Source organism: Lutibacter sp., from assembly GCF_021647475.1.
GTDB lineage: Bacteria > Bacteroidota > Bacteroidia > Flavobacteriales > Flavobacteriaceae > Lutibacter.
The window spans coordinates 1-22,747 of record NZ_JAKIUR010000001.1; the positions used below are offsets into that span (position 1 = coordinate 1).

Genomic DNA, 22,747 nt, shown 5'->3' on the forward strand with positions numbered 1-22,747 from the left:
TCAATTCGAGTGAATTTTAGCCTTTTTAGGCTTAAAATTAGTATCGAGAATAGGTTTTTTATTTAAAAACAGCCGTTCTCGATACAATTTTTTATCAAAAATTACCTGCCTTGCCGTCAGGCAGGCTCGAACTGACGTAACAGTAGGTTTAAAAAGTTAAAATGCACAACGAGTTAACTTATATTTGTACATCCATCATCCAATATTGAATGAAAAATATATTTTTATTAATACTATTACTTCCTCTTTCTGTATTTTCACAATATCAAATTAATGGAAAGGTTATTGACTCTAAATCTAAAAATCCTTTAGTTTTTGCCAATGTAATCTTAAATAAAACAAATGGTACTTTAACTGATATTGATGGGACTTTTCAAATAAACAGTACAAAACCTATTACAAAAATTACCATATCGTATGTTGGTTATACTACAAAAATAGTTGCGGTAAGCAATTCTAAAAAATATGTAATTATCCCTTTAAAAGCTTCTGTAGAAAATTTAAAAGAAGTATTAATAACGGCTAAAGAAAATCCAGCTTTACAAATTATACGTGCTGTTATTAAAAATAAAAAAGAAAACAATATTGAAACTCGTTTAAATTCGTTTAAATTTAATGCATATAATAAAATATTAGTTACGGCTAACCCAGATTCTATTAAAGGGAAAATAGATTCTATTTTCAAAATTGCTAACGGTAAAAAATCATTTTTTAAATTAGATTCTTCTAATTATAAATTCCGTAAAGAAATTGAAAACAAACATCTATATATTTCTGAAAAGATATCTGAATTTCAATTTCAAAAAAGAAAAAAGAAAAAAGAAATTATTTTAGCTTCAAGAATGGCTGGGTTACAACAACCTGTTTATGAATTATTAGCAATTACGTTACAAAATTTTTCAATTTACAATCCATTTTATACTATTGCCGGAACAAAATACAATAATCCAATTGCTGACCATGCATTAAAACATTATTCGTACAAAATATTAGACACGGTTAACAATACCATAGGAAAATCAGTAGTAATTCATTTTAAACCTAAACAAAATAAAAAAGTTTTGGGTATTGAAGGCGTTTTATATATTGATCAAAAAAGTTTTGCAATTACTAAAGCTATATTTGAATTAAAAGGAATTGTTCATATTAAAGCAACTCAAAACTTTATTTACAAAAAAAAATCAAAAATTTGGTTTCCTAGTGTTCAAGATATTTTGATAAAAAAAGGAATTAATAAAAAACAGATTTCACTTTTTGGCGGAATGGTTCAATTTTCTGAATCTGTTAAAAATGATAGCATTCAAAATACCAAAAAAAATAGTGCAGAAACAATTACGTATTTTCTTTCAAAAACTAAAAATTTTAATATTGAAATTAATAAACCCGTAAACATAAATAAATCGGCAACTACCATACAATTTAAGGATGATGCAGCATATAAATCTGAACTTTTTTGGAATACGTATAGAACGGATTCCATTTCTAATCGTGATAAAAAAACTTATTTGGTTTTAGATAGTTTAGCAAAAAAAGAACATATAGAACACAAAATTAATTTAGCTCGTTCTATCTTAAAAGGATTTTACCCAACAAAATATATCGATTTAAATCTGGGAAAAATTATCAATTTAAACAATTATGAAGGACTTCGATTAGGTTTTGGAGGAGTTACAAATAACCAGTTTTCTTCAAAATTTAGACTTGAATCATTCATAGCTTACGGAACTAAAGATAACGATTTTAAATACAGTTTTGGTGGATCAATTAGGTTAAATAAAGAAACTAACACCTGGCTTTCAGCTAATTACACAAACGATATTAAGGAAGCCGCTTCATTAGATTTTATTGCGAAAAACACTTCTTTTTCTCCTGTTAATCCAAGAAACTTAAACATCAGTAAATTTTACAATTACAAAACAATTAGTGTTGATTTAAAACATGATGTCCAGCCTAATTTTGAAACCAAACTTCAATTAAGTACCGGAGATTATTCACCTGTTTTTAACTATAAATTTATTTCTCCAACCAAAAATTTAAACAAATACCAATTAACTTTGGCTATTATTGGATTTCAATACAATCCAAATAGCGAGTATATGAACTCGCCAATTGGAAAGTTAACTATCAAAAATAAATATCCTCAATTTACATTTCAAGTAGCAAAAAGTTTTGAAAATATTTTACAAAGCGATTTTAATTTTACACAAGTAAATTTACGTATTTTAGAAAACATAAAACCACTTAGAAAGGGAACTACTAAAATTTTAATTGAAGGCGGTATTGTTTTTGGCGATGCTCCTATTTCTCATTTATTTAATTCTGCACCAAATTACACGTTTAAAAGTCCTTGGAGAAGACGCATTAATTTAGCAGGAACCAATAGTTTTGAAACCATGGGTTATAACGAGTTTATTTCAGATAGATATGCTGCAATTCATATAAAACATTTATTAAAACCACTTAGATTATTTAAAAAATTTAGACCACAATTTACATTGGTAACTAGAGCCGTTATTGGTAATATTAATAATCCTAGCTACCAAACTGGTATTCAATTTAAAAGTCTAAAAAAAGGATATTTTGAAAGTGGACTAGAACTAAATAACTTATTTAAAGGTTTCGGCTTAAGTGCAGATTATAGATATGGAGCTTATACAAACCCTATTTGGAGCGATAATTTAGCCGTTAAATTAACCTTTAAACTTAATTTAGGAATTTAATGGGCGAAATAATAATTAGTCAACATTTTTTATAACTTTGCAGAAATTTTTTTAATGGATTTTTGGTCTCACGTTTCACGTATAATTATTAAAGGACGCTACTTTATTTTAGTACTACTAGCAGCAATCACTTATTTTTTAGCTACACAAATGCAATATATGCGTTTTTCATATACAGAAGCTAATTTGTTACCCGAAAACCATCCTGTTAACATACAATATAATAAGTTTTTAAAGTTATTTGGAGAAGAAGGAAACTTGATTGTTATGGCAGTTCAGGATTCTACCATTTTTACTCCTAAAAAATTTAAAGCTTGGACCCAACTTTCAAAAAAATTAGACAGTTTTCCAGAGATTGACTTTTCATTAGGAATTGGAGATGTTAAAGTTCTTAAAAAAGATAAAACTAAGCAAAAATTTGATATCGTTCCTTTATACACAAAAGAACCTAACACTACAAAAGAAATTTTAAGTATTAAAAATAAGCTTTATAATAAATTACCTTTTTATGAAAACTTATTATATAATAAAAAAGCAAAAACGCTTAGAACTATTATTTATTTAAAAAAAGACATTGTAAATACAGTTGTACGAAAGGATTTTATTTTTAACGTTCTAAACCCAGCTATTAAAAATTTTGAAAAAGAAAATAATATAAAAGTTCATGTTTCTGGTATGCCATATATCCGAACCATGAATGCTCAAAATATTATAGATGAAATTGGTTTGTTTGTTGGCTTGGCTTTAGGAGTTACTTCCTTAATTTTCTTCTTTTTCTTTCGCTCAATTAGGGCTACTTTTATCGCCTTTTTAGTAGTAGGTATCGGCGTAATTTGGGCTTTTGGGTTTATAGGACTGTTCCGTTACGAAATTTCGGTTTTAATGGCATTAATTCCTCCTTTAATTATTGTTATTGGAGTTCCAAATGCAATCTTTTTAATTAATAAATACCAGCAAGAAATTAAAAAGCATGGCAATCAGGCAAAATCATTACAACGTGTTATTACCAAAATTGGTAACGCAACTTTAATGACTAGTACAACTACTGCAATAGGTTTTTTAACCTTCGCTTTTACTAAAAGTGAATTGTTGCGGCAGTTTGGTATTATCGCATCTATTAATATATTTGGAATCTTCCTTTTAGCTTTATTATTAATCCCAATTATTTATAGTTTTTTACCACCGCCAAAAGAAAAACATTTAAAACACCTTGACCGCAAGTGGATTGAATCTATTGTTAAAGGACTTATTTTAATCGTAAAAAATCATAGAATTGCAGTTTACTTAACTACAGTAGCTTTAATTATTATAAGTATGATAGGTATTTATATGATTCGAGTTTCTGGTAGTTTAATTGAAGACATGCCTAAAGGAAAACCATTTTTTAAAGATATTGTATTTTTTGAAAAAGAATTTGGAGGCATAATGCCTTTAGAAATAATTATTGATACAAAAAAGAAAAATGGTGTAATGAAACTTTCAACCTTAAAACGCATGAATAAGTTGGAAGAAACAATAAATGAAATACCTCAATTATCTAAACCAATTTCTATTTTAAATTTAGTAAAGTATGCTAAACAGGCATTTTATAATGGTAATCCTGCATTTTATCAACTCCCTAACAATCAAGAAAAAAATTGGATTTTAAACTATACTAAAAATTCAATTTCAAACACCAATTTATTAAATAATTACGTTGATTCTACAGGAAGATATGCTCGGATAACCACTTTTATGAAGGATATTGGAACCGATAAAATGGATATTATTGAAACTCAAATAGCTCAAAAAGTAGCAAAAGTATTTCCTAAAGATAAATTTAACGTTACCCTAACAGGTAAAGCATTAGTATTTCTAAAAGGAACACATTATTTAATTTATAACCTAGTTATATCTTTATCATTAGCCATTTTATTTATTGCCTTATTTATGGCAATGATGTTCCGTTCGTTTAAAATGATTTTAATTTCATTAATTCCAAATATTTTCCCACTTTTAATAACAGCAGGTTTAATGGGTTATTTAGGAATTCCTATAAAACCATCTACAATTTTAGTGTTTAGTATTGCTTTTGGTATTTCTGTAGATGATACTATTCATTTTTTAGCAAAATACCGACAAGAATTAAAAATAAATAATTGGAAAATTACACCTTCCGTTCTTGCCGCATTAAAAGAAACAGGAGTAAGTATGTTTTATACATCAATAGTGTTATTTTTTGGATTTTTAGTGTTTACAGCTTCAAGTTTTGGAGGAACAAAAGCTCTAGGAGGTTTAGTATCAATAACCTTATTAATAGCAATGGTATCCAACTTAATATTGTTACCTTCATTATTACTTTCTTTAGAAAAAAGTATTGCCAATAAAGAAGATTTTAAAGAACCAACATTAGATATTTTGCCGCCTGAAGATGAAAATAATAATTTTTAGGTTAAAATATTTCTTAAATTTTTAATTTTAATTGCTGGATATTCGTATTTTTTAATGCAATTGGTATCTTTGCATCTCTTAAAATATAGAACATGAAAAGATATACGGTTGCTGAACTTTTAAGTTCCACTAATTTTTTAAATGAAGTTACCTTAAATGGCTGGGTAAGAACCTTTAGAGCCAATAGATTTATTGCGTTAAATGATGGTTCAACCATTAAAAATATTCAATGTGTAGTTGATTTTGAAAATACCGATGAAAATATATTAAAACGGATAACAACAGGAGCTGCAATTAAAGTAAAAGGCACCTTAGTAGAAAGTTTGGGAAAAGGGCAAAGTATTGAAATACAGGTTTCTGAAATCAAAATTTTAGGAGAGTCAAACCCTGAAGAATATCCAATTCAACCAAAAAAACACAGTTTAGAATTTTTACGTGAAAATGCACATTTACGCATTAGAACAAACACCTTTAGTGCTGTTATGCGTGTTAGATCTGCATTAGCCTTTGCAGTTCATAAATACTTTACTGAAAAAGGTTTTTATTATTTTAACGCTCCAATTATTACAGGCTCTGATGCCGAAGGAGCAGGCGAAATGTTTAGAGTTTCAACGCTTGATTATAATAATTTTCCTAAAAACGAAGATGGAAAAGTAGATACTTCAAAAGATTTTTTTGGAAAAACCACCAACCTAACCGTTTCTGGTCAATTAGAGGCAGAAACTTATGCAATGGCACTTGGTAAAGTATATACTTTTGGTCCAACTTTTAGAGCAGAAAATTCTAACACAACAAGACATTTATCTGAATTTTGGATGATAGAACCTGAAGTTGCATTTAATAATTTAGATGATAATATGGATTTGTCTGAAGATTTTATCAAATCTGTTATTAATTATACTTTGAAAAATTGTAAAGATGATTTAGCGTTTTTGGAAAATAGATTACTACAAGAAGAAAAATCAAAACCAGCGAATGAAAGAAGTGACATGAACCTTTTAGAAAAGCTGAATTTTGTAGTAAATAACAACTTTAAACGCGTAAGCTACACTGAAGCTATTGATATTTTGAGAAATTGCAAACCCAATAAAAAGAAAAAATTTCAATATTTAATTAATGAATGGGGAGCAGATTTACAAAGTGAACATGAACGTTTTTTAGTTGAAAAACATTTTAAATGTCCAGTGATTTTATTTGATTATCCTGCTAATATAAAAGCATTTTATATGCGATTAAATGAAGATGGAAAAACAGTTAGAGCAATGGATGTTTTATTCCCCGGAATTGGAGAAATTGTTGGAGGAAGCCAGCGTGAAGAACGTTTAGATGTTTTAAAACAAAAAATAGCAGAGTTACATATTGACGAAAAAGAACTTTGGTGGTATTTAGATACTCGAAAATTTGGTACAGCAGTTCATAGTGGTTTTGGTTTAGGATTTGAACGCTTAGTACAATTTACTACAGGAATGGGAAATATTAGAGATGTTATTCCCTACCCTAGATATCCTCAGAATGCTGAATTCTAAAAAGAAACAAATCAAAAACATAGTATAAATTATACTATGTTTTTTTGTATTTTTAACTATTATATTTTTAATTAAATTTATGCTAAGACAAAGTTTACAACAAAGATTATTACAAAAATTATCGCCTCAGCAAATTCAATTAATGAAATTGATTCAATTGCCTACGCAAGCATTTGAACAAAAGTTAAAACAAGAATTAGAGGAAAACCCTGCTTTGGAAAGTGGCAAAGAAAATGATGAAGATGCTATAAATTCAGAATTAGATAATTCAGAATTTGATACCACAGACAATGAGAGTATAACTGCTGATGATATTAATATTGATGAATATTTGAGTGATGATGAAATTCCAAATTATAAAATACAATCCAATAATTATTCTGTTGATGATGATGAAAAACAAATTCCTTATGCCGCAGGTACTTCATTCACTCAATATTTAAAAAATCAAATTAATACTTATAGCTTATCTGAAAATGAAGCAATTATAACTGATTTTTTAATTGGAAGTATAGATGAAAGTGGCTATATAAGAAGAGATTTAGAAGATATTTTAGATGATTTAGCCTTTACTCAAAATATTTATACCAACATTGAAGAATTAAAACGATTATTAAAAGTTGTTCAACATTTAGATCCGGCAGGAGTTGGTGCAAGGAATTTAAAAGAATGTTTAATCATCCAACTAAAAAGAAAAAAAGAGAATCCGAGTTGTAATTTAGCAATTAAAATACTTGAAGAAGGTTTTGAACATTTTGTAAAAAAACACTACGTTAAACTTCAGCAAAAATTTAAAATAAGTGAAGTAGAATTAAAAAATGCCATTTCTGAAATTGAAAAATTAAATCCAAAACCTGGTGGTTCTTATGTAAATAATAACAAAATTGCAGAACAAATTGTTCCTGATTTCAACATAAAAATTGAAGAAGGAGAATTAATTTTAAGTTTAAATTCTAGAAATAGTCCAGATCTCCACATTTCAAACGAGTACAATAATTTATTACACGGTTATAAAGATTCTAAAATTAAGTCTAAATCTCAAAAAGATGCAGTACAATTTATCAAACAAAAATTAGATGCAGCTAAATGGTTTATTGATGCTATAAAACAACGTCAGCAGACTTTATTTTTGAATATGAACGCTATAATGCAATACCAAAAAGAATATTTTTTAACTGGAGACGAGCGTAAACTTAAACCAATGATATTAAAAGATATTGCTGAGACTATTAAAATGGATGTTTCTACAGTGTCAAGAGTTGCTAATAGTAAATATGTTTCAACACCTTATGGAACTAGATTAATAAAAGATTTCTTTTCAGAATCTATGAAAAATGATAAAGGTGAAGATGTTTCTACCACAGAAATTAAAAATATTTTATCTTCAGTTATAGATAAAGAAAACAAAAAGAAACCTTTAACTGATGATAAATTAGCAATAATTTTAAAGGAAAAAGGTTATCCTATTGCACGAAGAACTATTGCAAAATATAGAGAACAATTAGATATTCCTGTTGCAAGGCTACGAAAAAAAATATAGATTTACTCTAAAAAAAAACTATGAAATTATCTAAAATTATATCTGCATTTTTCCACCCAATCAATTTTCCCATTGCTGGTGCAATTTTGTATTTTTTATTACTCCCAAAATATTTATTTATAGAGCAGGAGCGATTTTTATTAATCGTAATATTTGTTATCACCTATATTTTTCCTCTTATTCTAATTTTTTTGCTAAAATCATTTAAAATGATAGATAGTTATCATATGGTAACCATTGAAGAACGTAAATTCCCTTTACTCTTATTTATATCTATTACTATTTTTATAGGATATTGGTTATTAAAATCTACAGTTGTAAATCTACTTTCTCTTTTTTATTTTGGATACGGATTAGGTTTAATTATAACCTATGTTTTACTTTATTTTAAAATAAAAGTTAGCTTACATACCTCTGCAATTAGTGGTTTAATAGGTTTTATTATTTGTTTTAGCTTTTACTACAAAGTTAATCTTATCATTTTATTAGTAGCTCTTTTGTTGTTAGATGGAATTTTAGCAACTTCAAGACTTCGCCTAAACGCTCATAAACTTAATGAAGTAATAATAGGTTTCTTTTTAGGTTTATTATCACAATTTTTAGTTTATTTTATTTACATAATGTAGAATTTTAATCCAACATTTAACTGTTTTAATTCTATTTTATTAGTGTTAAAAACTGCGTTATCAAATAAAGGATTAAGAGCATAATATATAAACAAATTCCAGGTTCCATATCCTGCAGCTAAAGTTAATCCATATTGAAATCTATTAAATTCAGTACTATTTTTGGTGCTTACCAATTCCGTACTACTCCTAAATTTTGATTTTACAGCAGTTACGTAAGACAATTTCATACCTGCATATATTCTCCAAAATTTAAATTTTAAAGGTGTAGAATTTCTCCATCTAAATTCAATAGGAATATCAACAGACTTAATTGTTAATTTATTACTGGTAAAGTTAACTGCTTCATCAAAAATAGTTGTTCCATTTATTTGGCTGATTTTTAAATTTTGAATTAACGCATTATAAGAATACCCAATTCCTACTCCAAACCCTAAAGTTCTTGACTTATTTATTGGTAAGTCTTTAATAAAGCCCAAAGAAACACCACCCGAAAAGCCATTCTGATTAATTAAAGGAGGTTTATTTAGCAATAAATTATAAGTTAAAGAAACATATATTTGATCTTCTAAATATTTATCATCACTTAATAAATTATTTTGTGCATAATTTATTTCGACTGTTAATAAAAAAACAATAAACCAATAGTGTGGAATTTTCATAAAACAAATATACTTTTAAAAATAAAAAAAGGCAATCAAATTTATGATTGCCTTATATATTTAATAAAACTAATAAAGTTATTAGTAGTTACTTTTAAAGTTATCGCCTCTTCTTGTTGAAAAACTAACCTTAAGAGCATTAACATCTCTAAGCTGATCTTTAATATCTAATATAGTACCAACACTTGCTTTTTTATCTGCTTTAATAGAAGTTGTCATATATTTTACTTCATCTTCTTTTCTTTGAGATCTTTCTGATAAAATAAAACTAATAATATCACCAACTTTAATAATTTTATCATTTACCTGAATTTCATCTCCTGAAATACGTTTATCTTTAGATTTACCAACATAAATTGTGCTAACTAAACTTTTATGTTCAAGTTTTTTAACCTCACTTGCCATAGGTAAATCTGGTTTCTTAATTATTAAATCTGTTTGTCTCATAGTTGTTGAAACCATAAAAAAGAACAATAACATAAATACAATATCAGGTAATGACGCTGTCGAGATTGCAGGCAATCCTTTTTTCTTTTTTGAAAATTTACTCATAATCTGATATTATTTAATAGGTTCAGGTTCAGTAATAATTTGAGGGTATTTTGCTTTCAAATTATCTAATTTCGTTTTTATCGCTTCTGACTTATCATTTTTATAATCCTTCTTTAAATCACTATAAGATCTATTATATAATTTTAAAGAAAGATTATTTCTTAATTCATTATATGCCATTTCAATTTCATTTTGAATGGTAATGTACATACCATAAGTAGTTCCTCTTGAGCTTGTTAATGAAATAATCGCTTTTGTAGGATGATCAGAAGATGCAGGGTCTTTTGCTCCATTACAGTAATCACAAGGCTCTCCAGGTTTACCATCTTTTGGGGCACTTAATCCTCCACCATTATCTATAAAATCCATTGCTAATTTCTTAATATCTCCAACTTTCACATTTGCATTCTCAACTAACAACTGGTTATTTCTGTTAACCACAATATCTAAGATATTTTTTTCCTTGATAGTAACTTTAGATTCTACTTTTGTTTTTTCAGGCAATTTACGTGCTATACCTGAATCAACATCCATAGTAGTTGTTACTAAGAAAAATATTAAAAGCAAAAATGCAATGTCTGCCATAGAGCCAGCATTAATTTCTGAATTTTCTGTTCTTCTTCCCATATTATTATTTTACTAATGATTTTAAAAAATCATATAAAAACAGCACTAAGCCTATAACACCTAAGTAAAAACTAAAATTTATTAAAGTACTCACCCATTTAGACACTACGCCTGCTTCTCCATCTTTAATTATATTTCCTAAGTTATTAGTAACTGCCCCACTAGATGCAGTACTATACCCAATTACTAATAAAACAGCAAAAAAGGCTACACCTATTAAAGTTTTCTTTAATATTTCTGGGTTTTTAAATAAGTTAAGTAATGAAAAAACGACAGAAACAACCGCAACTAATACTAACAAAATTAAAGAGTAAGTTATAAATGGCGATAATATAGAATTTTGTAACGCTACATCTGATTTAATTGAATCATCACCCGCCATTACAATTCTAATGAAATAATAGATACCTATTAGTCCAAATACTCCTGTAATTAAGGTTAGTATTTTTGATAATTTCTTATTCATAATATTTCTTATTTTTTTTGTCTAATCAAAAGATCAATAAGTGAAATTGAAGCATCTTCCATATTATTTACAATACTATCTACTTTAGAAATAATATAATTATAAAATATTTGAAGAATAATTGCAACCACTAAACCAAATACTGTTGTTAATAATGCTACTTTAATACCACCAGCAACAACTGCAGGGGAAATGTCACCTGCTACTTGAATAGAGTCAAAGGCAGAAATCATACCAATTACAGTACCCATGAAACCAAGCATTGGTGCAAGAGCAATAAATAAAGATAACCAAGAAATATTTTTTTCTAATAATCCCATTTGAACACCACCATAACTTACTACGGCTTTTTCAACGTTATCAATACCTTCGTCCATTCTATCTAAACCTTGATAGAAAATAGAAGCAACAGGTCCTTTTGTATTTCTACATAATTCTTTTGCAGCTTCAACACCTCCAGAAGCCAAAGCTTCATCAACTTTACCCACTAATTTTTTAGTGTTAGTAGTTGCCATGTTTAAATATAAAATTCTTTCAATTGCAATTGCTAAACCTAAAATTAAGGTTACCAATACAATACCCATAAAGAAAGGTCCTCCTTCAATAAAACGTTGTTTTAATTCTTGGCGGAAAGTTTTTGCTTCAACTGGTTTGTCAGCAACTTGTTCGGTTTTAGCAGCTTCTTGAGCTATAGCTTTTGGTGCCGCTCCAAATAACAATAATCCTGTAATTGCAAGGATAGTAAATACTCTTTTCATCGTGTAATAGTTAATTTATTAATTTTTTACGAGTTAAATATAAAATAATTTTCACAAAACAAACAAATCTTAAGAAAAGAAAGATTTTGAAGTCTTTAACTTCTTCTCATCCCCTGTTTTTGATATCTTTTGCGAATGGCAAGTAACAAAAAATTGTTGAATTCTGAAAATTTTACAAGTACTTTAAGCTATTTTTTTATAAATAAACACTTTTTTAAACATTCAATAAATTTTTATTAAAAAATGAGTTGTTTATTAACAATTAGACTAATAATAGCTTATTTAACTATAAAATAGTTATTCAATAATACTGATTTCTCCACGCAAAGAAGTTTCAAAAACACTTTTAAATTCTTTTTTGGAAATATTTTCACCTAAAAGATACATTAATTTTGCTAGAGCAGACTCTGTTGTAATATCATTTCCACTTATAATTCCAATTTCTTTTAAAGCAATACTTGTTTCATATTGTCCCATAATAACATTACCTGATTCGCATTGAGTTACGTTAATTATATGGATACCTTTTTGTATTCCTTTTTTTAATAAATTGATAAACCAAGATTCAGTACTTGCATTTCCTGACCCGTAGGTTTCTAAAATAACTCCTTCAATATCTGGAATATTTAAAATACTTTCAACAACCTTTTTATTAATACCTGGAAATACTTTTAGTATAACAATATTGTTATTTAGTTTTTTTCTAACTTTTAATTCCTTTCTTAATTTTGGCTTATAAATTATTGATTTATTAAAATTTAAATGCACTCCACTTATAGCTAAAGGTTGAAAATTTGGTGAAGTGAAGGCTTCAAAATTTTCAGCATTTATTTTTGTAGTTCTGTTAGCTCTATATAATTTATATTCAAAATACAAACAGACTTCCGAAATAATTGGCAATCCATTTTCTTGTGCTGATGCAATTTCAATGGAGGTAATTAAGTTTTCTTTAGCATCCGTTCTTAAATCTCCAATTGGTAATTGTGAGCCTGTAAAAATTACTGGTTTAGCTAAATTTTCAAACATAAAACTAATTGCAGATGATGTATATGACATTGTATCAGAACCATGTAACACTACAAATCCATCATAATTTTCATAATTTTCTTCTATAATTCCAGCAATTAACACCCAAGATTTAGGATTCATATTAGAGGAATCAATAGGATTTTCAAATGAAATACTACGTACTTTACAATTAAGCTGATTAATTTCAGGAATATGTTTTAATAATTTATCAAAATTAAAATTCTTTAAAGCTCCTGTTTTATAATCTTTAAGCATACCAATAGTTCCACCAGTATAAATCAATAATATTTGAGGAATTTTTGTCATTTTGTCTTATTCTTTTTTTGGAATAATTTATGATGTAAATTTACCAAATAAAAACACATTACATAAAAAATTAAAGAGATGATTGGATTTTATGTCTTAATAGGAATTATATCACTAATTAGCTGGCTTGTCAGTAACCAATTAAAAAAGAAATTTGCCTACTATTCTAAAATTAGCTTACAAAACGGATTAAGCGGAAAAGAAATTGCTGAAAAAATGTTACATGATAATGGTATTTATGATGTTAAAGTAATTTCAGTACAAGGACAATTAACAGATCATTACAATCCTATCACCAAAACGGTTAATTTAAGCGATGTTGTTTATAATCAACGAAACACCGCATCTGCCGCAGTAGCAGCTCACGAATGTGGTCATGCAGTTCAACATGCAAAAGCGTACAAATGGCTAACTTTACGTTCACAACTTGTTCCTGCCGTTAATATTTCTTCAAAATTTTCTCAGTGGTTAATAATTGGTGGACTTATTTTAGGTGCAGCATCTGGAAATACTGGAATAGGATTTTTAATTGCTGTAATTGGATTAATAATGATGGTAGTTGCTACTATTTTCAGTTTTATTACACTCCCAGTAGAATATGATGCAAGTAACAGAGCTTTGCTTTGGTTAAAAAATAACAACATGTTAACTAATAATGAACAAGAAGGAGCAAAAGATGCTTTAAAGTGGGCTGCACGAACTTATTTGGTTGCTGCTTTAGGTTCTTTAGCAATGTTACTTTATTGGGGATTAAAAATTTTAGGTTCTAGAAATTAAGTTATATTTTTATTTGTCGATCTATTTGTTGATCTAATGATATAAAAGTTTCTGTTCTGGCTACTCCTTTAATAGATTGAATTTCTTGATTTAATAATTTCATTAAATGCTCATTATCTTTACATAAAATTTTTATGAAAATTGCCCAGTTTCCTGTGGTATAATGACTTTCAATTACTTCTGGTATTTCTTTTAAACGCTTAATTGCTTCAGAATATTTACTTGCGGTATCTAAAAACACACCCACAAATGCCAATGTTTTATATCCGATTACTTTTGGGTTAATTACAAATTTTGAACCTGCTATTAAACCTGATGCTTCTAATTTTCGTAATCTTTGATGAATGGCAGCACCAGATATTCCAACTTTTCTAGCAATACTTAATATTGGTGTACGAGCATCTGCCATTAAACTTTTTAAAATAATTTTATCTATACCATCAATATGTAATTGCTTTTCTTTCATAAGTTCTTAATTTGAAGGTAAATTTATAAAAAAAAGAGGATTTGAAACCAAATCCTCTTTTTTAATTTAAAATATACTTTTTTAACTTATTCTTCCTCTTCTTCTATTGGAAGTAATTCAAAACTATCCATAAAAGCAGTAGTATATTTACCTGCAATATAATCAGGATTATCCATCAATTGCCTATGAAATGGAATAGTTGTTTTAATTCCTTCAATTATAAACTCCTCTAAAGCTCTACGCATTTTATTAATTGCTCCTTCTCTCGTTTGAGCCGTAGTAATTAATTTTGCAATCATAGAATCATAATTTGGCGGAATAGTATATCCTGCATACACATGAGTATCCACACGAACTCCATGCCCTCCTGGAACATGCAATGTTGTTATTTCACCTGGTGACGGCCTAAAATTATTAAAAGGATCTTCTGCATTAATTCTACATTCAATAGCGTGTAATTTTGGAAGATAATTTTTTCCAGAAATTGGAATACCTGCAGCAACTTTAATTTGTTCGTAAATTAAATCATAATCTATAACTTGTTCTGTAATTGGATGTTCTACTTGAATTCTAGTGTTCATTTCCATAAAATAGAAATTTTTATGTTTATCCACTAAAAATTCTACAGTTCCTGCACCTTCATAATTTATACTTTCTGCTGCCCTAATAGCTGCTTCTCCCATTTTTTTTCGAAGTGCAACGGTCATAAAAGGTGATGGAGCTTCTTCTGTTAATTTTTGATGACGACGTTGAATAGAACAATCTCTCTCAGATAAATGGCAAGCGTGCCCTTCTGAATCACCAATTATTTGAATTTCAATATGACGAGGTTCTTCAATTAATTTTTCCAAATACATTCCGTCATTTCCAAAACAAGCAAAGGCTTCTTGTCTGGCGGCATCCCATTTTTCTTTTAAATCTTCCTTTTTCCAAACATCTCTCATTCCTTTTCCTCCTCCTCCAGCAGTTGCTTTTAACATTACTGGATAACCTATTTCATCAGCTAATTTTTCAGTTTCTTCAAAAGTTTCTAAAATCCCCTCAGAACCCGGAATTATTGGTATACCTGCAGCTTTCATTGTTTCTCTGGCAGATGCTTTATCTCCCATTCTATTAATCATATCTTCAGAAGCTCCGATAAATTTAATACCATATTCTTCACATAATTTTGAAAATTTAGCGTTTTCAGCTAAAAATCCGTACCCTGGATGAATGGCATCTGCATTGGTAATTTCTGCTGCCGTAAAAATAGCTGTCATTTTTAAGTAGGATTCACTGCTTGGTGCAGGACCAATACAAACTGCTTCATCAGCAAATTTAACATGTAAACTATCGGCATCAGCAGTAGAATAAACTGCAACTGTTTTTATACCAATTTCCTTACAGGTTCTAATTATGCGCAATGCTATTTCACCTCTATTGGCTATTAATATTTTTTTAAACATACTATCTATTTGAAGTTTCAATTTTCAATAAATATCAAAGAGTTGATAAATTTAATTATTGAAGTTTGGATTAAACGTTACGATGGATCTACTAAAAATAGAGGTTGTCCAAATTCAACTGGTGTACCATCTTCTACTAAAACTTTAATTATTTTACCTGATACTTCAGATTCAATTTCGTTAAATAGTTTCATAGCTTCTACAATACAAACTATAGTATCTTCATTAACATTATCTCCTACTTCGATAAACATTGGTTTATCAGGTGATGGTTTTCTATAAAAAGTACCAATAATAGGTGAAGTTATTTCAATATATTTTGAATTCTCTTCTTTTGTAGAATCCTCAGCTGGTTTTGATATTTCAGCAGGAGTTTGAGCTACAGGTACTCCCATTGTCATTTGGGGCATTCCCATTGGTGCTTGTTGAACAATAGTAGTTTCGGTTTTCTCTGATCCCGTTTTAATGGTGATTTTTATATCTTCCATTTCCAATTTCACTTCACTTGCTCCAGATTTTGCAACAAATTTTATAAGATTTTGAATATCTTTTAAATCCATACTCTTTTGGTGTTAGTTGTTTATATTTTATGAGTTATAGCCCCATTTAAAGTAAATGGCTCCCCAAGTGAAACCACCTCCAAAGGAAGCAAAAATTATATTATCTCCTTTTTTAAGTTGTTTTTCGTAATCTGATAGTAATAATGGAATGGTGGCTGAGGTTGTGTTTCCATATTTTTCAATATTCATCATTACCTTAGAATCGTCTAAATTAATTCTTCTTGCAGTAGCATCAATAATACGTTTATTTGCTTGATGTGCTGTTAACCAATTTACTGATTCATTAGTTAAATTATTTCGTTCTAATATTTTCACAGTAACATCTGCCATGTTAAAAACAGCATTTTTAAAAACAGTTTTACCATCTTGAAATACAAAATTTTCTTTTTTATCAATGGCTTCTTTGGTTACAGGATATAATGAGCCACTTGCTTTTACTTGTAAAAATTCACGGCCAACGCCATCACTTTTTAAAATTTCATCTTGTAACCCTAATCCTTCTTCATTTGGTTCAAATAAAACTGCACCAGCACCATCTCCAAAAATAATACAAGTTGCTCTATCAGTATAATCAATCATTGATGAGCATTTATCTGCTCCAATAAGCAACACTTTTTTATATTTACCAGATTCAATATAACTTGACGCTACAGACATTCCGAAAAGAAAACTTGAACAAGCTGCTTCTAAATCGAATCCAAAAGCATTAGTTGCACCAATTTGAGTTGCTGTAAAAACCGCTGTTGATGCCGCTTGCATATCTGGCGTTGCAGTAGAAACAATTACTAAATCAATTTCTTTAGGATCAAGATTTTTTTTCTCTAGAAGTTGCTTTGCTGCTTTAATTGCCATATAGGAGGTTCCTTTACCTTCTCCTTTTAATATTCTGCGTTCTTTTATTCCAGTTCTTGCTGTAATCCATTCGTCATTTGTATCTACCATTTTTTCTAACATTTTATTTGTTAAAACAAAATCTGGTACATACTTTCCTACGCCCGTTATTACTGCTGTAATTTTTTTCATATATAGTTAAATCATACTAAAAAAGTGGTTCAAAGTAATGAAAATTATTTTGATTTAATAGCGACTTTTATCATTTTCTGATGAGATTAAATGTTAAAAATAAAAAAACCCTCAGTAAGAGAGTTTTTATAATCTTAATATTAAACCAATTAAGCTATGTTTTCTTCAGAATCAATTACTATTTGACCACGGTAATATAACTTACCTTCGTGCCAATGAGCTCTGTGATACAAGTGAGCTTCTCCTGTAGTTGGGTCAACAGCTACTTGAGGTGCAACAGCTTTGTAATGAGTTCTTCTTTTATCTCTTCTGGTTTTTGATATTTTTCTTTTAGGATGTGCCATTACTTGTATTTTTATCTATTAGTATATTCTTTAATTTATTCCATCTAGGATCAATATCCTCGTTTTCAATTTTATTTTTTAATTCTTTTGGTTCTAATTCTTTTAACTTTTCTAAAACTTGAGATTGCAAAGTTCCATCTTCAACACCTGGATGAATTCGTTTTAAAGGTATTGTCAATACTATTGATTCATACAAATATTGAGCAACATTTACTTTAAACTCACTATGCGGAAGAATTAATAACTCTTCATTTTCGTTGTTATAAGCATCACCAAACTTAATAATTAAGTTGTTTTCTGCTTTTATTGGTTGATGATATAATTCGTTTGTAACATCACAAGCCATTTCAACCCAACCTGAAAATGAAAAATTTAATTCAAAAATAGTAGGTTTTTTTAAAAACTTTATGTGCACCTTTACATTTGAATCATTTAATTCATCGTAGTTAAAAAAATCAAAGAACTTTTTTTCAATTAAATATTCAAATTGATGGTTTCCTTCTTTTAATCCTATAAAAGAAATGTCAAAGTCTTTTAAATCTTTCATTTAGATCTTCAATTTGAGCGTGCAAAGATATAAAATATTTATTTTTTAAATAGAATATATTTTGAAAATTTATTTATTTTATTTTTATTTTTCTGCTTTTAACACATTTTTAGTTAATAATTTGTAATCTTTTCGAGTTCTATAAATTTTTATAGCGGTAAAAATAGCTTCTTTAAATGAACTAATATTTGCAATTCCCTTACCTGCAATATTATACGCTGTGCCATGGTCAGGCGAAGTTCTAATTTTATTTAAACCCGCTGTATAATTTACACCTTCGCCAAAAGACAGTGTTTTAAAAGGTGCTAAACCTTGGTCATGATACATGGCTAAAATTCCGTCGAAGTTTTTATAACTATCTGAACCAAAAAAACTATCTGCTGCAAAAGGTCCGTAAACCAACTTACCTTCTTCCTGAATTTTAGTTAAAGTTGGTTTAATAATTTCATCATCTTCATTTCCAATAACGCCGTGATCTCCACAGTGTGGATTTAATCCTAAAACTGCTATTTTTGGTTTAGAAATTGCAAAATCTTGCACTAAAGTAGTATAGAAATTTTCTACTTTTTTTGTAATTAATTCTGGCGTAATAGTTTCTGCTACTTTTGATATTGGAATATGACCTGTTATTAATCCGATTTTAAGTTCATCAGTCATTAAAATCATTAAACTTTCTCCGTCTAATTTTGATTCTAAATATTCTGTATGCCCTGCAAAATGAAAATTTTCTGATTGAATATTATTTTTATTTATTGGTGCTGTTACCAAAACATCAATTTCTCCTTTTACTAGAGCAGTTGTTGCAGATTCTAAAGATTTAAATGCATGTTCACCTGCAACTTTTGTTGCTTTCCCTAATTCAACTGGCACATCTTCATTCCAAATATTTAAAATATTTAGTTTCCCTGTTAAAGCTTTATTAACATATTTAATACCATTAAATTGTATATCAATATTTAAATTCTTTTTATAGAATGAAATTAGTTTGGTGCTTCCAAATATAATTGGAGTACAAAAATCTAACATTCGTTTATCTAAAAATGTTTTCAGAATAATTTCAATACCTACACCATTACAATCTCCAATAGATATTCCTACTTTTATTTTTTCACTTTTATTCATAAATAAAGTTAATTATACTTAATTTTACGAATCAAAAGTAATCAATTAAATTGATAAAAATATGTTTACAGGTATTATTGAAAAACTAGGTGAAATTACTGCAATTGAGCAAGAAAATGAGAATTTTAATTTTACAATTAAAAGTGATTTTACTTCAGAATTAAAAATTGATCAAAGTATTGCTCATAACGGCGTTTGCTTAACTATTGTTAATATTAATGGTGATAATTATACCGTTACAGCCATTAAAGAAACCTTAGATAAATCGAATATGCGTTTCTTAAAAGTGGGTGACAAAATTAATTTAGAACGGGCCATGAAATTAGGGGAACGATTAGATGGTCATATTGTTCAAGGTCATGTGGATCAAACCGCAAAATGCACTTCTATTTTAGATGAAAATGGAAGCTGGCTTTTTACTTTTGAATATGATAAAAATGCACAAAACATTACTATTGAAAAGGGTTCTATAACTATTAACGGGGTTAGTTTAACTGTGGTAAATTCTAAAAAAAATAGTTTTTCAGTTGCTATAATTCCGTATACTTTTGAATTCACCAATTTTCACACTATAAAAATTGGCTCAGTAGTAAATTTAGAATTTGATGTTATTGGAAAATATGTGGCTAGGCTATTGGAAAAATAATTACTATTTTTTCTTTAATTTATATACTCCATAAGCAGCTCCCATAATTAATAAATAAGTTAATCCTCCGTCAATTGGTAAACCAGGATTTGGTGGTGGTCCAGGTGGTGGTGGTCCTTTATATGAATAGGCAGAAATGCTTATAAATAGAAAGCATATACTCACAATTAATAATCTAAATCTATTTTGGAAATGGGGTTTCAAAAATAATATTTTTAGGGGTTTATTTTTTAATAAAAACTATTTCACTAAACAACTTTTATGATACAAATTTACAGTTTTTTATTAAAAATCAAACAGTTACAAGTTAAAAAATGCTGAAACAACTATTCTTTTAACGAATAGTAACTATCTGCTAATAAACGGTAAATTTATTTAACTACCAAAAAACTGTTAGGTAATTTTAAAGAAAAAACTACTTCGGTTTATTGATTTTTAAAAAAAAGCCTTGTATTGCTACAAAGCTTTTTAATAATTGTGGTCCCACTAGGGCTCGAACCTAGGACCCTCTGATTATGAGTCAGATGCTCTAACCAGCTGAGCTATGGGACCAAAAACTGGTGGCAAAAATAATACTTATTTATATGATGTACAATATTTATTTAACAAAAATATTTTCAATTAATTATTTATATTAGCAAAAACAGATAACATGCAGAAAATCTATATTTTACTTTTATTGATGTTTTTTACAATCAGTAGTTTATTTAGTCAAAATTCTGAATTAGAAAAACACAAATTTATAGATGATGTTCGGTTTGGCGGAGGATTCAATATTGGGCTAAATAATTCATATTCAACTTTTTCTTTCTCACCAAGTGCACTTTATGATTTTTCAGATGAATTTAGTTTAGGATTAAGTTTAAAATACGTTTATGTCAAAAATAAATCTACCATACAAAATACTTCAAATATATTTGGGGGTAGCGTTTTAGCTTTTTATCGTCCTATTGAAAATATTCAATTTTCAACAGAATTTGAGCAATTAAAATTAAATCGAAAAATAAATTATGTAAATGCTATTAATTCGTGGCAACCTGCTTTATATGTTGGTTTAGAATATGTAACTGGTAATTTAGCTATGGGTTTGCGTTATGATGTTTTGTTTGATAAAACAAAAAATGTTATTTATGCATCTGGATTAACGCCTGTATTTAGATTGTATTTTTAAACCATACTTTTTGGTATTCTCTCTTTAAAATTAAAAAGGTAATATTTTCAACGATTAGTTCTAAAGATTTTTCTTTGATGTTTGCCAATTCTTTTTCTGATAAATCAATTCTGTAAATTAAATTTAAATATCCGTCGTAATTATTGACAATTATTTTCTGTAAAATTATTGTTAAAGAATTTATGAGTTCTTTAGGGGTTTCTGTTTCTAAAAAACGGTACGGTAAGTTTGCTAATAAAAAATCTTTATTTAGTTGTTGAATTAGCTTTAAATACAAGCTTTCATTTTGAATTTTATTTAATAATTCAGAAATTACAGGTAATATCATTATAAAGCTCTATTCATTAAATTTAAGCTGAAATTTTTAAGAATTTCTTTTTTATCATTACTAATAGATAAATATTTTAAAGTATTAATGGCAATATCAGTGTACTTTTTAATTTCGTTTTTTGTAATTTCTGCAATATTATTTTTAGTAAATATTTCGGTTACTTCTTTCACCTTCAAATTTGATGGTACTTCTGATTTATACCATTTCAATAGTTGTGTTTTATCATTATTGCTACACTTATCCAATGCTTTTAAAAATAGAAAAGTTTTTTTATTTTCATTAATATCTCCGCCAATTTTTTTACCAAAAGTAGCTACATCCCCAAAAGTATCTAAATAATCATCTTGTAATTGAAAAGCTATTCCTAAGTTTAATCCAAATTTATAAATTTTATTTGCTTCTTTTTCTGAAACCTCAGCTAAAATTGCACCCATTTTCATAGCAGCAGCAACCAAAACTGATGTTTTGTAGGTAATCATTTTAATATATTCAGCAATACTAACTTCTTCTTTAGTTTCAAAATCAATATCAAATTGTTGGCCTTCGCAAACTTCTAAGGCTGTTTTACTAAATAAAATATTTAGTTTTTTATAAATAATAGGTTCGTAATTTTCTAAACATTGATAAGCTGTAATCATCATGGCATCACCAGATAAAATCCCTGTATTTACATTCCACTTTTTATGAACTGTAGTTTTACCTCTTCTAATAGAGGCACTATCCATAATATCATCATGAATTAGGGTGAAATTATGAAACACTTCAATAGCCGTTGCTGCATCCATTGCTTTTGCTATATCTCCATTATAAATATCGCAAATTAACAAAGCCAAAACGGGTCGTAATCGTTTACCTCCTAGTTGTAAAATATATTGGATTGGTTCGTATAATTTTATTGGCTCTTTTACTTTTATTGTTTTATTTAAATAAAGTAAAAAATCTTCTTTGTAGGTTTCAATGCTTTTCATTTAGTTACAAATTTTGGTAAAAATACAGCTTTCAATAGTACTTTAAAAAATTTATGGTTTGTTTTTAAACTTGGCACGTATCTTTAATGTTATAGAGCGTTTCTT

At 28.0% G+C, this 22,747-nt stretch carries 24 protein-coding genes and 1 tRNA gene; 8 read left to right on the forward strand and 17 right to left on the reverse strand.

Translation table 11 applies throughout. The features are described 5' to 3' along the window. The first annotated feature begins 209 nt into the window (after positions 1-209). The 5 genes from L3J60_RS00005 to L3J60_RS00025 all read left to right on the forward strand — a co-directional run bounded on the left by L3J60_RS00005 (position 210) and on the right by L3J60_RS00025 (position 8,842). Positions 210-2,720 carry a DUF5686 and carboxypeptidase-like regulatory domain-containing protein gene (locus L3J60_RS00005; protein WP_291973088.1) on the forward strand — a complete coding sequence of 837 codons (2,511 nt, stop codon included), beginning with the start codon at positions 210-212 and terminating at the stop codon, positions 2,718-2,720. A 54-nt stretch (positions 2,721-2,774) separates the two neighbouring features. Then, positions 2,775-5,150: an MMPL family transporter gene (locus L3J60_RS00010; protein WP_291973090.1), complete on the forward strand. Its 2,376-nt coding sequence runs from the start codon at positions 2,775-2,777 to the stop codon at positions 5,148-5,150. A gap of 92 nt (positions 5,151-5,242) precedes the next feature. Beyond that, the gene (gene asnS, locus L3J60_RS00015) at positions 5,243-6,676 is read left to right on the forward strand and encodes an asparagine--tRNA ligase (protein ID WP_291973092.1); all 1,434 of its coding nucleotides are present in this window, start codon (positions 5,243-5,245) and stop codon (positions 6,674-6,676) included. A gap of 79 nt (positions 6,677-6,755) precedes the next feature. Continuing rightward, positions 6,756-8,216, forward strand: coding sequence for an RNA polymerase factor sigma-54 (gene rpoN, locus L3J60_RS00020; RefSeq protein ID WP_291973095.1), 1,461 nt, complete (start codon positions 6,756-6,758; stop codon positions 8,214-8,216). A gap of 20 nt (positions 8,217-8,236) precedes the next feature. After that, the gene (locus L3J60_RS00025; RefSeq protein WP_291973097.1) at positions 8,237-8,842 is read left to right on the forward strand and encodes a hypothetical protein; all 606 of its coding nucleotides are present in this window, start codon (positions 8,237-8,239) and stop codon (positions 8,840-8,842) included. Here the strand turns inward: L3J60_RS00025 and L3J60_RS00030 are convergent. From L3J60_RS00030 to L3J60_RS00055, 6 genes are all read right to left on the reverse strand, one after another. Further along, positions 8,830-9,504 (reverse strand): porin family protein, encoded by a 675-nt coding sequence (locus tag L3J60_RS00030; protein WP_291973099.1) that lies wholly within the window; start codon positions 9,502-9,504, stop codon positions 8,830-8,832. The two genes, L3J60_RS00025 and L3J60_RS00030, sit on opposite strands and share 13 nt — an antisense overlap. Positions 9,505-9,585: 81 nt before the next feature. After that, positions 9,586-10,056, reverse strand: coding sequence for a biopolymer transporter ExbD (locus L3J60_RS00035; RefSeq protein WP_291973101.1), 471 nt, complete (start codon positions 10,054-10,056; stop codon positions 9,586-9,588). A 9-nt stretch (positions 10,057-10,065) separates the two neighbouring features. Further along, positions 10,066-10,683, reverse strand: a complete 618-nt coding sequence (locus L3J60_RS00040; RefSeq protein ID WP_291973103.1) for a biopolymer transporter ExbD — start codon at positions 10,681-10,683, stop codon at positions 10,066-10,068. Between the two features lie 4 nt (positions 10,684-10,687). Then, positions 10,688-11,149, reverse strand: coding sequence for a hypothetical protein (locus L3J60_RS00045; RefSeq protein ID WP_291973105.1), 462 nt, complete (start codon positions 11,147-11,149; stop codon positions 10,688-10,690). An 8-nt stretch (positions 11,150-11,157) separates the two neighbouring features. Next, positions 11,158-11,907 carry a MotA/TolQ/ExbB proton channel family protein gene (locus L3J60_RS00050; protein ID WP_291973107.1) on the reverse strand — a complete coding sequence of 250 codons (750 nt, stop codon included), beginning with the start codon at positions 11,905-11,907 and terminating at the stop codon, positions 11,158-11,160. Positions 11,908-12,204: 297 nt separating this feature from the next. Beyond that, entirely contained in the window at positions 12,205-13,242 is a 1,038-nt protein-coding gene (locus L3J60_RS00055; RefSeq protein WP_291973110.1) for an asparaginase, read from the reverse strand. A 78-nt stretch (positions 13,243-13,320) separates the two neighbouring features. On the opposite strand from L3J60_RS00055, the gene L3J60_RS00060 reads away from it, so the two are divergent. Next, on the forward strand, positions 13,321-14,019 hold the full coding sequence (locus L3J60_RS00060) for a zinc metallopeptidase (protein ID WP_291973111.1): 699 nt from the start codon (positions 13,321-13,323) through the stop codon (positions 14,017-14,019). Position 14,020: 1 nt separating this feature from the next. Here the strand turns inward: L3J60_RS00060 and L3J60_RS00065 are convergent, their stop codons facing one another. From L3J60_RS00065 to pdxA, 7 genes are all read right to left on the reverse strand, one after another. Further along, a complete protein-coding gene (locus L3J60_RS00065) occupies positions 14,021-14,485 on the reverse strand; it encodes an Lrp/AsnC ligand binding domain-containing protein (RefSeq protein WP_291973113.1) in 465 nt (154 codons plus the stop codon). Between the two features lie 86 nt (positions 14,486-14,571). After that, positions 14,572-15,930, reverse strand: coding sequence for an acetyl-CoA carboxylase biotin carboxylase subunit (gene accC, locus L3J60_RS00070; protein WP_291973116.1), 1,359 nt, complete (start codon positions 15,928-15,930; stop codon positions 14,572-14,574). Between the two features lie 77 nt (positions 15,931-16,007). After that, positions 16,008-16,490, reverse strand: a complete 483-nt coding sequence (gene accB / locus L3J60_RS00075) for an acetyl-CoA carboxylase biotin carboxyl carrier protein (RefSeq protein WP_291973118.1) — start codon at positions 16,488-16,490, stop codon at positions 16,008-16,010. A gap of 27 nt (positions 16,491-16,517) precedes the next feature. Further along, positions 16,518-17,513 (reverse strand): beta-ketoacyl-ACP synthase III, encoded by a 996-nt coding sequence (locus L3J60_RS00080; RefSeq protein WP_291973120.1) that lies wholly within the window; start codon positions 17,511-17,513, stop codon positions 16,518-16,520. A 149-nt stretch (positions 17,514-17,662) separates the two neighbouring features. Then, complete coding sequence (gene rpmF / locus L3J60_RS00085; protein WP_291973122.1) at positions 17,663-17,857, reverse strand: 50S ribosomal protein L32; 195 nt, start codon at positions 17,855-17,857, stop codon at positions 17,663-17,665. Beyond that, complete coding sequence (locus L3J60_RS00090) at positions 17,844-18,404, reverse strand: DUF177 domain-containing protein (RefSeq protein WP_291973124.1); 561 nt, start codon at positions 18,402-18,404, stop codon at positions 17,844-17,846. The genes rpmF and L3J60_RS00090 overlap by 14 nt, the downstream gene beginning before the upstream one ends. 84 nt (positions 18,405-18,488) lie before the next feature. After that, positions 18,489-19,526 carry a 4-hydroxythreonine-4-phosphate dehydrogenase PdxA gene (gene pdxA, locus L3J60_RS00095; protein WP_291973126.1) on the reverse strand — a complete coding sequence of 346 codons (1,038 nt, stop codon included), beginning with the start codon at positions 19,524-19,526 and terminating at the stop codon, positions 18,489-18,491. A gap of 61 nt (positions 19,527-19,587) precedes the next feature. On the opposite strand from pdxA, the gene L3J60_RS00100 reads away from it, so the two are divergent. Continuing rightward, complete coding sequence (locus L3J60_RS00100; RefSeq protein WP_291973128.1) at positions 19,588-20,172, forward strand: riboflavin synthase; 585 nt, start codon at positions 19,588-19,590, stop codon at positions 20,170-20,172. Positions 20,173-20,175: 3 nt separating this feature from the next. On the opposite strand, the gene L3J60_RS00105 is transcribed toward L3J60_RS00100, so the two are convergent. Further along, positions 20,176-20,376 (reverse strand): PID-CTERM protein-sorting domain-containing protein, encoded by a 201-nt coding sequence (locus L3J60_RS00105; protein WP_291973130.1) that lies wholly within the window; start codon positions 20,374-20,376, stop codon positions 20,176-20,178. Between the two features lie 274 nt (positions 20,377-20,650). Further along, positions 20,651-20,724, reverse strand: a tRNA-Ile gene (locus tag L3J60_RS00110). 100 nt (positions 20,725-20,824) lie between these two features. Between L3J60_RS00110 and L3J60_RS00115 the strand changes: the two genes are divergently transcribed. Continuing rightward, positions 20,825-21,343, forward strand: a complete 519-nt coding sequence (locus L3J60_RS00115) for an alpha-ketoglutarate decarboxylase (RefSeq protein WP_291973132.1) — start codon at positions 20,825-20,827, stop codon at positions 21,341-21,343. Here the strand turns inward: L3J60_RS00115 and L3J60_RS00120 are convergent. Beyond that, positions 21,327-21,671, reverse strand: a complete 345-nt coding sequence (locus L3J60_RS00120) for a hypothetical protein (protein WP_291973134.1) — start codon at positions 21,669-21,671, stop codon at positions 21,327-21,329. The two genes, L3J60_RS00115 and L3J60_RS00120, sit on opposite strands and share 17 nt — an antisense overlap. Further along, a complete protein-coding gene (locus L3J60_RS00125) occupies positions 21,671-22,642 on the reverse strand; it encodes a polyprenyl synthetase family protein (protein ID WP_291973136.1) in 972 nt (323 codons plus the stop codon). The genes L3J60_RS00120 and L3J60_RS00125 overlap by 1 nt, the downstream gene beginning before the upstream one ends. Between the last annotated feature and the right edge of the window lie 105 nt (positions 22,643-22,747).